We start from the raw sequence: 13,736 nt of genomic DNA, 5'->3' as shown, positions 1-13,736 counted from the left end.
GGCAAAAAGGATGTCAGATAAAATATTAGAAGTAAACGACTTGCATGTCTCCTTTGATATTGATGCTGGAGAAGTGCAAGCTGTACGTGGTGTAGACTTTTATTTGAGAAAGGGAGAAACCCTTGCGATTGTAGGTGAATCAGGTTCTGGTAAATCAGTGACAACGAAAGCACTGACAAAACTCTTCCAAGGAGATGCTGGCCGAATTAAAAAAGGCGAAATTTTATTCTTAGGTGAAGACTTAGCACAAAAACCTGAAAAAGAATTAATCAAATTAAGAGGTAAAGACATCTCTATGATTTTCCAAGATCCGATGACGTCGTTAAATCCAACGATGCAAATAGGTAAACAAGTGATGGAACCTCTGATTAAACATCGTAACTATAGTAAATCACAAGCGAAAAAACGTGCGCTAGAGATTTTAGAAATGGTAGGTTTACCAAACGCGAAACAACGCTTTAAAGCTTATCCTCACCAATTCTCAGGTGGGCAAAGACAACGTATTGTCATTGCGACAGCACTCGCATGTGAACCAAAAGTATTAATCGCAGATGAACCGACAACAGCATTAGACGTGACAATGCAAGCACAAATTTTAGACTTGATGAAACGTCTGCAACAAAAAATTGATACATCAATTATTTTCATTACGCATGACTTAGGTGTCGTCGCAAATATCGCAGACCGTGTTGCAGTTATGTACGGTGGACAAATGATTGAAAGAGGAGAAATTGATGAAATATTCTATGACCCTCAACATCCATATACTTGGGGACTGTTATCTTCAATGCCTGACTTAGAAACAGGTAATGATATTGAATTAACAGCAATCCCAGGAACACCGCCAGACTTACTGCACCCACCAAAAGGAGATGCATTCGCACCACGAAGTCAATATGCGTTAGATATCGACTTTGAAGAAGAGCCGCCATGGTTCAAAGTATCACCGACACACTTTGTGAAATCATGGTTGTTAGATGAAAGAGCGCCGAAAGTTGAACCGCCAGAGCTTGTGAAACAACGTCAAAGAAAAATGGCGAATAAGTTTGATAAACCACAACGACAAGAGGGGGTGGCGTTCAATGAAGGATAATCGTGAACAAAAATTTAACGAATCAAATACAGCGCTAGAGCAACAAAAAAATATTGAACAAGAACAAAGGGAAACAGCTGAACAACGTCATCAAGAACCGTCACAAGAAGTATTGCTTGAAGTTAATAACTTAAAACAATACTTTAATGTCGGAAAGCGTAATGAAGTTCGTGCTGTTGAAGGTATTTCATTCAAGATATTCAAAGGGGAAACATTCGGCTTAGTAGGAGAATCTGGTTGCGGGAAGTCAACCACTGGTAAAGCCTTAATTAAGTTGAATGATGCGACAGCTGGAGAAGTTTATTACGAAGGGGTTAACATACAAGATATTAAAAAGCGTAAAGATATGTTGAAATTCAATAAGAAAATCCAAATGATTTTCCAAGATCCATACGCTTCATTGAACCCGAGATTAAAAGTGATGGATATCGTTGCAGAAGGTATTGATATTCATAAATTAGCAAAGAATACGAAAGATCGTAAAAAACGCGTATATGACTTATTAGAAACAGTAGGTTTAAATAAAGAACACGCGAACCGTTATCCGCATGAGTTCTCTGGTGGACAAAGACAACGTATCGGTATTGCACGTGCTTTGGCAGTTGAACCAGAATTCATCATCGCAGATGAACCGATTTCAGCGCTAGACGTTTCAATTCAAGCACAAGTGGTCAACTTATTGTTGAAACTTCAACGTGAGAAAGGTATTACTTTCTTATTCATTGCCCATGACCTATCTATGGTGAAGTATATTTCAGATAGAATTGCGGTTATGCATTTCGGTAAAATTGTAGAATTAGGGACTGCGGATGAAATCTATAATCATCCTTTACATCCTTACACACAATCTTTGCTATCAGCAGTACCTCAACCAGATCCTGAAAGTGAACGTACAAGAACACGTATTGTCTATAAAGAAGATGCTGAAAAGAATGATGAACGTTCATTACAAGAAATCAATCCAGGACATTATGTCTTTGTGACAGATGAGGAAGCGCAAGAATTAAAACAAAGATTACAACAAACAGTGTAAGGGGGATAAAGCGATGAAGAAAAAATTAATTTCATTAGCCATGATGCTTGCTGCAGCAGCCCTCATACTCAGTGGGTGCAGTCAAGGCGGCGGTATTTATGATGATAAAGGGCAAGTTTATCGTTCAGTATTATCACAAGATATGAGTACACTAGATACAGTGCTTGCGACAGATACAGTTTCATTTAATGTTTATAATCAAGTTTATGAAGGGTTATATTCATTAGATGAAAAAGACCAAGCGATTCCAGCAATTGCTAAAAAAATGCCGAAGAAAAGTAATGGCGGTAAAACTTTAACAATTGAAATGAGAAAAGATGCAAAATGGTCTAATGGTGATCCAGTAACTGCGAATGACTTTGTGTTTGCATGGAAAAAGGCACTTAAACCTGAAACGGCTTCTGAGTATGCATATATTATGTATGACTTGAAGAACGCACAAAAGATTAACGAAGGCAAAATGTCTCCGGATAAATTAGGCGTTAAAGCTTTAGATAAACATACACTTCAAATTGAATTAACTAAGCCATTACCTTATTTCGACCAAATGCTTGCGTTTGGTACATACATGCCGCAAAATGAAAAAGTTGCGAAAAAGTATGGTAAAAAATATGGAACAACTGCTGATAAAGCTGTCTATAACGGACCTTTTGAATTAACAGACTGGAAAGTTGAAGACAAAATTTTAATGAAAAAGAACGACAAGTATTGGGATAAAAAAGCAGTCAAGCTTGATAAAATCAGCTTTAAGGTTTTAAAAGACCAACAAGCAGGTGCATCATTATATGACACTGGTTCTGTAGATAATACTGGTATTACATCAGAACAAGTGGAAAAATATAAAGATAGTCCCGCACTCTTTAAACGCTTAAAAGCTTCAACGTTCTTCTTGAAACTCAATGAAAAAGAACAAAAAGAATTCAAAAACAAAGATATGCGTTATGCAGTAGCACAATCTATTAATAAAAAAGCATACGTAGATAATGTTTTAGGAGATGGTTCTAAACCATTTGATGGCTTTACAGCGAAAAAGACAGCTTTATTACCTGACGGCAAAGATTATGCGACGACTGTAAAATCACCGCTTAAGTTTAATCCAAAAGAAGCCAAAGCTCATCTTGAGAAAGCGAAAAAAGCTTTAGGCAAGGATGAATTCACATTCACATTAAATACTGAAGATACACCAAGTTCTAAAATTTCAGCGCAATTTATTAAGTCGCAAATTGAAAAGAACTTACCTGGTGTCACAGTTAATATTAAACAATTACCATTCAAACAGCGTGTTACAGCAGAGTTGACAATGAACTATTCTATGTCACTCTCAGGTTGGGGACCTGACTATCCAGACCCAATGACATTCTTAGATACGATGACAACTGGTAACGCGCAAAACAATACTGACTGGAGTAGTAAAGAATATGATAATATGCTGAAAGAAGCAAACAGTTCTTTATTAAAACAACCAGAAAAACGTATCGATAAATTAAGAGAAGCGGAAGAGTTAATGTTAGGAGAAGCACCAGTTGCGCCGATTTACCAACAAGGTGCTGCTAGTTTACGTAATCCACAACTGAAAGGGATTGTGTATCACCAAATCGGTGGTGAAACTACATTAAAACACGCTTATATCGATAAGAGTATCGATAGAGAAACAGGTAAGAAAAAGAAAGACAAAGAGTAATAAACAAAGGGATAATTTTTCACACAATAAGGGGATTTAAATATTGAAACACGGTCAGTTTTGGCCGTGTTTTTCTTTATGCATAATTTAAGAAAATCGTAGTCTTTGACTTTATGTACGCTTAACCCTAGCATGACAAGTAAGAGAGACAAGAACAGGAGAGGGTTATATGTTGCCGGTCAGTATATTAGACCAAACGCCCATTACTAAAAATCAAACGTCACAAGAAGCTTTAAAACAAACGATAGAACTTGCGCAACTTGCAGATCAATTAGGATATACACGTTATTTAGTCGCAGAACATCATAATTTGAAAGATGTGATTGGAACATCTCCAGAAATCTTAACGATGCATTTATTGAATCAAACTAAAGACTTACGCATAGGTTCTGGCGGAGTTATGTTGCAGCATTATCATCCGCTTAAAATAATCGAACAATTTCATTTAATGGATGAATTATCTAACCATCGTGTAGATTTGGCGGTAGGAAAAGCACCAGGAGGATATCCTAAGGTAACTGAAATCTTAAAAGAAGAGTTGAAAGAGCACTACTTTTCATTTGATGAAAAATTTGAGATATTGAATCGCTTGAACACTCAAAATTTTGATAATACATCTAAATACGCAGGATTAAAAACGGCCAAACGTCAAAGTGAGACCTCAAGTGTACCTGTATATTTACTGGGCACGAGTTTAAATTCAGTAATACAAGCTGCAGAAGCTAAAGTTGGTGTCATCTATGCATTCTTTATTAACGCTGAACAAGAAGCGCTAGAGGAGGCTTTAGAGGCTTATAAATCACGCTTCCCAGAAGGACGCTTTATTGTAAGTATACCCGCTATGGTTACAGCAGTTGGTGATAATCAATTACCATTTCGATTTTCACAACGTCATTTTGAATTGATTTCTAAAGATGGCAGACGCACGGTTTTAAATACTAAAGCACAAGTTGATGATTATTTATCACAAACTGATGAAACATTTGAAGTGACAGAAAAACGTATGCATATTATTAGTGGAAATAAGGAAGAAGTCCAAAGCAAGTTAGATGAAATTAATAGGAAGCATATGATTGATGAGTGGATGTTGCACATGCCGATTCCAAATCATAAATTGCGTATGAATACAGTAAGACAACTTGCACCAACAAACTAGAAAAAAGGAGCGCTAAGCGTGAATGATACTATAAAAATAACTTCAGCATCACGTGATTTTGATCAAGCTGGACATTTAAGCTATGTCGCGATTGGTGATATGTGTCATGCGATGTTAGGGAGTCAGAATGACCGATTAATTGAACACTATATGCAGAAAATGTATCGCAAGAAAAAGAATCGCTTCAGCTATGAACATACACTTCAAGCAACGATTAATGATAAAGTAGCAGGGTTGATGACATGTATGCCATATCGTGACTTAGAACGAAGTTTAGTTTCGACAGTCATTCAAATTGCTTTGTTAAAACACATTTTTGTGTTTCCGCATATTTTGAATTATTATCAATCTATCTTGTCATTAATTCGTATGCAAGAGGGTGAAGATGATGAGTATCATGTCAGTATGTTATCTGTTTCATCCGAGTTTCAACGTAGAGGTGTCGGACAAGCTTTGTTGGAAGAAGCGGAACATAAAGCTAAAGCAGCAGGATTTAATAAGATTTCACTAACTGTAAATCAAATCAATTACAAAGCAAATGCCTTATATCAAAAGTTAGGTTATGAAAAAGTGGGTGAAGCAAAGGCCTCAATGATTACATTAAATAGAATGAGAAAACACTTAACTTAATAACATAACTATGACTTTTAAAATGTGATACCGCACATTGACTTGTATAATAGATTGTTGAATGTTAGTATAAAAATGTAAATTAAATATCTCATTGCTAGGGGTGCCGAAATGGCTGAAAGATATACCATCAACCCTTTGAACCTGATCTAGTTAGTACTAGCGTAGGGAAGCGTACATAGATGATTAAGAAACAGAAATTCAATATGACGATAGATGGACATAGAGATATGTTTATTTTTAGTTGTATATGTATAAAATCCTTACGCATTCATAAAATTATGAATGCGTTTTCTTATTTGTCTTGTCTTGATGTTTTATAGGCCTCCTAGCAATGATGCAGGGAGGAATTATTTTATGAAACAAGAAGAAATTGAATTGAAAAAAGGTTTTCCAGCAAGCAGACGTGTCTTTAAACAAGGGGCAGATGAAGATATTCGTGTGCCGTTTCGTGAAATTGAACTCAGTGATACGGTGACAGATTACAGCACACAAAAGAACGAACCTTTTACAGTGTATGATACAGCGGGTGTATATCACGAAGAAGGTTATGAAGTAGACGTCCAAAAAGGTATTCCGAAATTACGTTCTAACTGGATTGAAGCGCGTGAAGATGTAGAAGCATATGAAGGACGTAAGGTGCAATCGATTGATAATGGCTTTAAAAAAGAAGGTCATCATAAATTCGTTGAAACGCCATTTAAATATCAGCCTAAACGTGCACAAGAAGGTAAACGTGTGACACAAATGTATTATGCAAAACAAGGTATCATCACAAAAGAAATGAAATTTGTGGCTGCGCGTGAAGGTGTCGAACCAGAATTTGTCAGAGATGAAATTGCGAGAGGTCGCGCAATTATTCCTAATAACGTGAACCATCCTGAATCTGAACCGATGATTATTGGTAAAAACTTCCAAGTAAAAATTAATGCGAATATCGGTAATTCTGCAGTGTCTTCATCGATTGAAGCGGAAATTGAAAAATTAGTATGGGCCACACACTGGGGTGCAGATACAATTATGGATTTATCTACAGGTAAAAACATTCATGCGACACGTGAATATTTATTAAGAAATTCACCTGTTCCTGTAGGTACAGTTCCAATTTATCAAGCATTGGAAAAAGTGAATGGTATTGCGGAAGATTTAACATGGGAAATCTATCGTGACACATTAATTGAACAAGCAGAACAAGGTGTAGACTACTTTACTATCCATGCAGGTGTATTACTACGTTATGTTCCATTAACTGTTGATCGTTTAACAGGCATTGTTTCCCGTGGAGGTTCTATTATGGCGCAATGGTGTTTAGCGCATCACGAAGAAAGCTTCTTATATGAACACTTTGATGATATTTGTGAAATCTTAAATCGTTATGATATTGCGGTCTCTTTAGGAGATGGATTAAGACCAGGTTCAATTTATGATGCGAACGATGAAAGCCAAATTTCAGAATTAAAAACATTAGGTGAATTAACAGATATCGCTTGGAAACATGATGTTCAAGTTATGATTGAAGGTCCAGGACATATTCCAATGCATAAAATCAAAGAAAACCAAGATTTAGCAGATTTTTACTGTAAAGAAGCACCGTTCTATACATTAGGACCACTTACAACAGACATCGCACCAGCTTATGACCATATCACATCTGCCATCGGAGCAGCACAAATCGCAAGTCATGGTACCGCAATGCTTTGTTATGTTACACCTAAAGAACATTTAGGTTTACCAAATAAAGACGATGTACGTGAAGGTGTAATTACTTATAAAATTGCAGCACATGCGGCAGATTTAGCGAAAGGCTTGAAAGGTGCATCAGAACGTGATGATGCAATTAGTAAAGCACGTTTTGAATTCCGTTGGATTGACCAATTCAATTTATCTTTAGATCCAGAGCGTGCGCGTGAATATCATGATGAAACCTTACCAAAAGAGTCAGCAAAAGTTGCACACTTCTGTAGTATGTGCGGACCTAAATTCTGTTCAATGCGTATTTCTCATGATTTACGTCAACATCATTTTGATGAGCAAGAAAGACAAGATGCGATGAAAGAAAAAGCGAAAGATTTTGTAGAACAAGGCAGTAAGATTTATCAATAATTAGAAGCAAACTAATAAAAATAGCACCAGTACAAGAAAATTAATGTACTGGTGCTGTTTTTTACTTATAGCGCATGGAAAACCGCAATAAAAACTGTACCGATATAAAAAGTCAAACTCGCGTAAATCCAAAAGTAATTCGTACCGATAGATTCAGCACGTTGTTGAGCATTATGAAAGAACGGAAGGTTACCGTTTTTAATCAATGAAACACCCACAAAGAATGCAAAAACGATAAAGGAACCAATAAATAAAATTGTGTTAATAACCATATCGTAATGTACAAAAAGACTATACCCCACATAAATCGTTGCTGCGATACAAGCTACTGTTCTTATTATTGTAGAAAGCATGTGCTACACCTCTCATTCATCTTATATCGTTATTATATAACATTTAAGTTAATAGAGGTATTACTATTTAGATTGTTCAAGGTTTAAAAAGAGGCAAATAGAAACCGTATACTCAAGAGAAGAATATACGGCTTAAAATACTATTTATCTTTTGCGTTTACGGCCTAAGCCCATCGCATTTTCCATTTTTTGTAATGTACGTGAAGAAGCTTTAATAGCTTTGTCTCGACCAAGATCTAAGATTTCATCTAGTTTATCTGAATGGTAGTAATCGTTATAGCGTTCTTGGAATTCTGTTAAGAAGTTTTTAACGACTTCTGCTAAATCACCTTTAAAGTCGCCATAGCCTTTACCTTCATAACGTTTTTCAAGGTCTGAGAATGATTCGTCAGTTAGGCTTGAATAAATAGAAAGAAGGTTGCTGATACCTGGTTTATTATCTTTGTCATATTTAATGATACCATCTGAGTCAGTTACAGCACTTTTGATTTTTTTAGCTGCTGTATTTGGATTATCTAATAAAGAGATGTAGTTTTTCGTATTATCATCACTTTTACTCATTTTTTTAGTAGGGTCTTGCAGACTCATGACACGACCACCGATTTTCGGCATACGTACTTCTGGTTTTACTAAGACATCGTTGTAGCGGCTGTTGAAGCGGTCTACAAGATTTCTTGTTAATTCAAGATGTTGTTTTTGGTCTTCGCCGACAGGTACGATATTCGTATTGTAAAGTACGATATCAGCTGCCATAAGTGGCGGATAAGTTAAAAGACCAGCAGGGATACCTTCTGTTTGTTTAGATGATTTATCTTTGAATTGTGTCATACGTTCTAATTCGCCTACAGAAGAAATAGTTGTCAGCATCCATCCTGCTTGAACGTGTGCAGGAACCTCTGATTGAATAAATAATGTTGATTTTTCTGGGTCGATTCCTGATGCTAAGTAAATTGCGGCTAATTGACGGATGCGCTCACGCAATTTCAGTCTGTCCTGCGGTACTGTAATCGCATGTTGATCTACGATGCAGAAGAAACAATTATAATCATCTTGGACTTCACTGAATTGTTTAAGTGCACCGATGTAGTTGCCTAATGTTGGAATTCCACTTGGTTGAATTCCTGAAAATAGAGTTTCCATTTAAGATGCCCACTTTCTTACGTAATATAGTAATGGTTTCATTATAGCAGTATTTTAAATATTTGTAATGTGTGTTAAAATATAGATGTAGCTAAATTTTTAACCTCATACCCGTGTGGCATTTTATATTCAAAATATTGAAAAGCTATCGTCATTTTAGCTATTCGATCTCAAGAATTCGGTATGTTTTAAATTTTCTATAAATAATCCCTTTTTTCTCATTTAATTTTAATGTTGAAAGGGTATACTTTAATCATAGAGTTAAGAGAAGGAAATTTTAACGTGTAGACAAAGTTTAAGTTGAAAGTAACACGAGTTATTTGGACATAGATGAGTACTGCGTTTTGATTTTAGATAAATTCCTTAACTAAATCAACAAAATCAATGAATTTAATTCATGATAAATAGGAGAGTGAGATGTATGGTAACACTATTCACATCACCAAGCTGCACATCTTGCCGTAAAGCGAAAGCATGGTTACAAGAACATGACATTCCGTATACGGAGCGTAACATTTTTTCAGAACACTTAACAATTGATGAAATTAAACAAATCTTAAAAATGACAGAAGACGGAACAGACGAAATTATTTCAACTCGTTCTAAAACATATCAAAAACTAAACGTGGACATTGATTCATTACCACTACAAGAATTATATACAATTATTCAAGATAACCCAGGCTTATTACGCCGTCCGATTATCTTAGATGAAAAACGTTTACAAGTTGGTTATAACGAAGATGAAATTCGTCGTTTCTTACCAAGAAAAGTGCGTACGTTCCAACTACAAGAAGCGCAACGTATGGTAGACTTATAGGATTTAAAATCCAATTAAATGAATGTGAGGGGCTGCAGTGCAAAAGTACTGTGGCTTTTTGCATGTAATAAAAAAGATCAACTACTGATATAAGTAGTTTTTATAGAGTGTTTTCAGGGAATATGTTATTATAATAGGCCAACGGTAGAGCAGTTATGCCTTTATAAACAAATAAATTGTAATTTGCACACCGTTTTTATACAATATGGGTACTATTCTAGGTTGTCGACAAAGTAGACGCTGCCTAGACTCTAGAAAAGTTTGTCTAAAGTCTAGATATTGCTATTCATCGACTGTAAGGAGTGAGATGATATGAGAATAGAGCGCGTAGATGATACAACTGTTAAACTTTTCATAACGTATGGTGACATTGAAGCAAGAGGTTTCAAAAGAGAAGACTTATGGACAAACCGTCAACGTGGTGAAGAATTCTTCTGGTCAATGATGGAAGAAATCAATGAAGAAGAAGACTTTGTAGTTGAAGGTCCATTATGGATTCAAGTACATGCTTTTGAAAAAGGTGTGGAAGTCACTATTTCTAAATCTAAAAACGAAGAAATGATGAACTTAAATGATGATAGTATGAACAGTGAATTCGATTGTCAATTAAACGAATTGCTTGAACAGACTTTCGAAGAAGAACATGAAGAAGCTGAACAAAAACAGCAATCACGTTCAAATCGCTCTCAAGCAAGAGATCGTTTCCAACAACCACGTCGTACTAATGGTCGTTTAGTTATTGTTAAATTTGAAGATTTAGAATCTGTCATTGATTATGCACATCACCATAATCAACCAACTGATGACTTTGAAGATTTATTATATATGTTGAATAACGAATATTATTATGCAATTCATTTTGATGACAGCGTAGTAGAAGAAACAATCAATGACTTCTACAGTCAATTGTTAGAATTTGCAACGCCAAGTGATCATTCTGAAGTTTATTTAAATGACTACGGTAAAATCATTATGAGCCATAATGTAACTGCACAAGTACGTCGTTTCTTTAACGATACAACAGAAGCATAATATAAATTTAATTGATTAAGCCTGTCCTTGTTGGACAGGTTTTTTCTATTTCCTGGGAAATGGAATGACAACATTGAGGTGTAGAAGTTTTGTTTTGAATTTGTATTGTTTCTTCTATACAAGTTAATAGAGGTAATGACGTGCAAAATAAACGAAATAATGAGAAAATCTATGTATTGACATTAGCATAAGAGGAGGCTTTTTTTATGAGTCAACAATTAACAAGAGAACAACAAGAACAAAAATATCCTGAGTATACTTGGGATCTAACAACAATCTTTGAAAGCGATGAAGCATTTGAAGCAGCGTTTAAAGAAGTAGAAGGCTATTTAGGTGCTGAAGAGAAATTCAAAGGGCACTTAGGGGACAGCGCTGAAACGCTATATGAAGCATTAGCTTTAGAAGATAAAATTGAAACTGAACTTGAAAAGGTCTATGTCTATGCACACTTAAAACAAGACCAAGATACAGGCAACGATAAATATACTGGCTATGAAGCTCGCGCGCATCAACTTGCGATTAAATTAAGCTCAAGCTGGAGTTTCTTAGTACCTGAAATCTTACAAATTGATGAAGAGACAATTCAAAAATTCATCGATGAAAATAAAGACTTAGAACGTTATGCCTTTGATTTAAAATTAATCAATGAAGAACGTCCGCATGTCTTAAGTGCAGATAAAGAAAAATTATTAACAGAAGCGCAAGATGCTTTATCAACACCATCTAACGTATATGGTATGTTCAGTAACGCAGATTTAGAATTTGAAGATGCGGTAGATAAAGATGGTAATAAACACCCATTAACTCAAGGTACGTTTATTAAATATTTAGAATCTGATGATCGTGAACTTCGTCGTTCAGCATTCAGAAACTTATATAAAGCTTATGGTGCTTACAACAATACTTTAGCGGCGACATTAACAGGTGAAGTGAAAAAACATGTGTTCAATGCGCGTACACACAATTATAAAACTGCTCGTGAAAAAGCTTTAAGCAACAACCATATTCCTGAAGCAGTTTATGATAACTTAGTTAAAACAGTACACAAATATCTGCCATTATTACATCGTTACACTCAATTACGTAAAGATGTTTTAGGTTTAGAAGATATGAAAATGTATGACCTCTACACACCATTAGTGAAAGATATCAAATTTGAAATGCCTTATGATGAAGCTGTGGAATGGATGTTAAAAGCTTTAGAACCAATGGGTGATGAATATTTAGATGTCGTTAAAGAAGGTTTAAATAATCGTTGGGTCGATGTGTATGAAAACAAAGGTAAACGCTCAGGCGGTTATTCTTCAGGTGCACATTTAACAAACCCATTCATCTTATTAAACTGGTCAGATACAGTCTCAGACTTATTTACATTGATTCATGAGTTTGGTCACTCAACGCATAGCTACTTCAGCAGAAAATTCCAACCATCTAATCATAGTGATTACTCAATCTTCGTCGCAGAAGTTGCTTCTACAACAAACGAAGCATTGTTGAGTGATTATATGGAGAAAAATTTAGATGATGAGCGCAGATTGCTCTTATTAAACCAAGAATTAGAACGTTTCCGTGCGACATTATTCCGTCAAACAATGTTCGCAGAGTTCGAGCATAAAATTCACCAAATTGAAGAAGCAGGGGAACCACTAACTGCAAATCGCATGAATGAAGAATATGCGAAATTAAATCGTGAATACTTCGGTGATATTGTAGAAACTGATGAAGATATCAGTAAAGAATGGTCACGTATTCCGCACTTCTATATGAATTATTATGTTTATCAATATGCGACAGGTTACAGTGCAGCACAAAGTTTAAGTTATCAAATCTTAAATGAAGGTAAACCTGCAGTAGATCGTTATATCAATGAATTCTTGAAAAAAGGAAGCTCTAATTATCCGATTGAAATCTTAAAAAATGCAGGTGTAGATATGACAACACCAGAACCAATCGAACAAGCATGTAAAATGTTTGAACAGAAATTAGATGAATTTGAAAAACTAATTAAAGCGTAAAGTTTGTGAAATCGTTTACAATATGACAAGTTTGTGACAAAAACGTTTTCATGGGTTAAGCGCCTTGAAATAGGGTTTGGCACGTGGTATATTATGACCATGAAATTAATCACATAACAAACATACCCCTTTGTTTGAAGTGAAAAATTTCTCCCATCCCCTTTGTTTAGCGCCGTGTATTCAGACACGGCGTTTTTTTATGCTTAAATTTAATAAAGTGAATTTTAAAGTTTTATAGATACATATAGAAAAGCGCCGGCAGCCATGGTAGGGGTTACCATGAAACTGCCGGCGCCTTGTTTATTGCGCGATAGGTGTAGAGAGATGTATTTTAGATAAGGATTAACCTTTTTCTAAAATGTAAGGCTGAGAACTGCCCATACGATCAGCATTGATCACTTGATAGCTGACGTGTTGTAAATCTTTTTTCTTTAAACAAATGACAAAATCTGAGTCAGATGTCGGCGTTAAGGCGATTTCGTCATCTGTTGTACTGATAGATTTAATTTCATAAACATCTTCTAAAGTGCTTGGGATTGAATAAAGTATACGTATATCTAAAGAGAGGGTATCGTCTTGACTTAGCCACTCTCCTTGGAAATGATTTAACAGCGTTTCTTCTGAATCAGATAACGAGTTGAGATATTTCACATTAATACTAGTTGTTTCCATATTAGCTA

The 13,736-nt window shown here is 35.5% G+C and carries 12 protein-coding genes and 1 riboswitch; of the genes, 9 read left to right on the top strand and 3 right to left on the bottom strand.

Going from position 1 to position 13,736, the window contains the following annotated elements; genetic code table 11:
* Positions 1-10: 10 nt before the first annotated feature.
* From MUA87_RS09400 to thiC, 6 genes are all read left to right on the top strand, one after another.
* Entirely contained in the window at positions 11-1,093 is a 1,083-nt protein-coding gene (locus MUA87_RS09400; protein WP_002481942.1) for an ABC transporter ATP-binding protein, read from the top strand.
* Positions 1,083-2,126, top strand: a complete 1,044-nt coding sequence (locus tag MUA87_RS09395; protein ID WP_023015803.1) for an ABC transporter ATP-binding protein — start codon at positions 1,083-1,085, stop codon at positions 2,124-2,126. Before MUA87_RS09400 ends, MUA87_RS09395 begins: the two co-directional genes overlap by 11 nt.
* Before the next feature lie 13 nt (positions 2,127-2,139).
* The gene (locus MUA87_RS09390; RefSeq protein ID WP_002481944.1) at positions 2,140-3,807 is read left to right on the top strand and encodes a peptide ABC transporter substrate-binding protein; all 1,668 of its coding nucleotides are present in this window, start codon (positions 2,140-2,142) and stop codon (positions 3,805-3,807) included.
* Between the two features lie 169 nt (positions 3,808-3,976).
* Positions 3,977-4,963 (top strand): MsnO8 family LLM class oxidoreductase, encoded by a 987-nt coding sequence (locus tag MUA87_RS09385; RefSeq protein ID WP_023015805.1) that lies wholly within the window; start codon positions 3,977-3,979, stop codon positions 4,961-4,963.
* Between the two features lie 18 nt (positions 4,964-4,981).
* Entirely contained in the window at positions 4,982-5,593 is a 612-nt protein-coding gene (locus MUA87_RS09380; protein WP_023015806.1) for a GNAT family N-acetyltransferase, read from the top strand.
* A gap of 89 nt (positions 5,594-5,682) precedes the next feature.
* A riboswitch (TPP riboswitch) is annotated at positions 5,683-5,781 on the top strand.
* A gap of 169 nt (positions 5,782-5,950) precedes the next feature.
* Complete coding sequence (gene thiC / locus MUA87_RS09375) at positions 5,951-7,696, top strand: phosphomethylpyrimidine synthase ThiC (protein ID WP_061054806.1); 1,746 nt, start codon at positions 5,951-5,953, stop codon at positions 7,694-7,696.
* A 65-nt stretch (positions 7,697-7,761) separates the two neighbouring features.
* Here thiC and MUA87_RS09370 read toward each other — a convergent pair whose 3' ends face one another.
* On the bottom strand, positions 7,762-8,049 hold the full coding sequence (locus MUA87_RS09370) for a hypothetical protein (protein ID WP_002481949.1): 288 nt from the start codon (positions 8,047-8,049) through the stop codon (positions 7,762-7,764).
* A gap of 144 nt (positions 8,050-8,193) precedes the next feature.
* Complete coding sequence (gene trpS, locus MUA87_RS09365; protein WP_002481950.1) at positions 8,194-9,189, bottom strand: tryptophan--tRNA ligase; 996 nt, start codon at positions 9,187-9,189, stop codon at positions 8,194-8,196.
* Between the two features lie 421 nt (positions 9,190-9,610).
* On the opposite strand from trpS, the gene spxA reads away from it, so the two are divergent.
* From spxA to pepF, 3 genes are all read left to right on the top strand, one after another.
* Positions 9,611-10,009, top strand: coding sequence for a transcriptional regulator SpxA (spxA, locus tag MUA87_RS09360; protein WP_002481951.1), 399 nt, complete (start codon positions 9,611-9,613; stop codon positions 10,007-10,009).
* Positions 10,010-10,321: 312 nt separating this feature from the next.
* Positions 10,322-11,041, top strand: coding sequence for an adaptor protein MecA (gene mecA / locus MUA87_RS09355; RefSeq protein ID WP_262550628.1), 720 nt, complete (start codon positions 10,322-10,324; stop codon positions 11,039-11,041).
* A gap of 206 nt (positions 11,042-11,247) precedes the next feature.
* Complete coding sequence (pepF, locus tag MUA87_RS09350) at positions 11,248-13,056, top strand: oligoendopeptidase F (RefSeq protein ID WP_023015808.1); 1,809 nt, start codon at positions 11,248-11,250, stop codon at positions 13,054-13,056.
* A gap of 342 nt (positions 13,057-13,398) precedes the next feature.
* Here the strand turns inward: pepF and MUA87_RS09345 are convergent, their stop codons facing one another.
* Complete coding sequence (locus MUA87_RS09345) at positions 13,399-13,728, bottom strand: hypothetical protein (RefSeq protein ID WP_002481954.1); 330 nt, start codon at positions 13,726-13,728, stop codon at positions 13,399-13,401.
* Positions 13,729-13,736 lie beyond the last annotated feature (8 nt).

Source organism: Staphylococcus simulans (genome assembly GCF_025561465.1).
In the GTDB taxonomy this organism is placed as follows: domain Bacteria; phylum Bacillota; class Bacilli; order Staphylococcales; family Staphylococcaceae; genus Staphylococcus; species Staphylococcus simulans.
Note: the sequence above shows the minus strand (reverse complement) of the source record. Positions and strands in the feature narration are given on the sequence as shown.

Coding starts and splice junctions, on each gene's coding strand:
- MUA87_RS09400 (WP_002481942.1), top strand. CDS start 11: ATGTCAGATAAAATATTAGAAGTAAACGACTTGCATGTCTCCTTTGAT.
- MUA87_RS09395 (WP_023015803.1), top strand. CDS start 1,083: ATGAAGGATAATCGTGAACAAAAATTTAACGAATCAAATACAGCGCTA.
- MUA87_RS09390 (WP_002481944.1), top strand. CDS start 2,140: ATGAAGAAAAAATTAATTTCATTAGCCATGATGCTTGCTGCAGCAGCC.
- MUA87_RS09385 (WP_023015805.1), top strand. CDS start 3,977: ATGTTGCCGGTCAGTATATTAGACCAAACGCCCATTACTAAAAATCAA.
- thiC (WP_061054806.1), top strand. CDS start 5,951: ATGAAACAAGAAGAAATTGAATTGAAAAAAGGTTTTCCAGCAAGCAGA.
- MUA87_RS09370 (WP_002481949.1), bottom strand. CDS start 8,049: ATGCTTTCTACAATAATAAGAACAGTAGCTTGTATCGCAGCAACGATT.
- trpS (WP_002481950.1), bottom strand. CDS start 9,189: ATGGAAACTCTATTTTCAGGAATTCAACCAAGTGGAATTCCAACATTA.
- spxA (WP_002481951.1), top strand. CDS start 9,611: ATGGTAACACTATTCACATCACCAAGCTGCACATCTTGCCGTAAAGCG.
- mecA (WP_262550628.1), top strand. CDS start 10,322: ATGAGAATAGAGCGCGTAGATGATACAACTGTTAAACTTTTCATAACG.
- pepF (WP_023015808.1), top strand. CDS start 11,248: ATGAGTCAACAATTAACAAGAGAACAACAAGAACAAAAATATCCTGAG.
- MUA87_RS09345 (WP_002481954.1), bottom strand. CDS start 13,728: ATGGAAACAACTAGTATTAATGTGAAATATCTCAACTCGTTATCTGAT.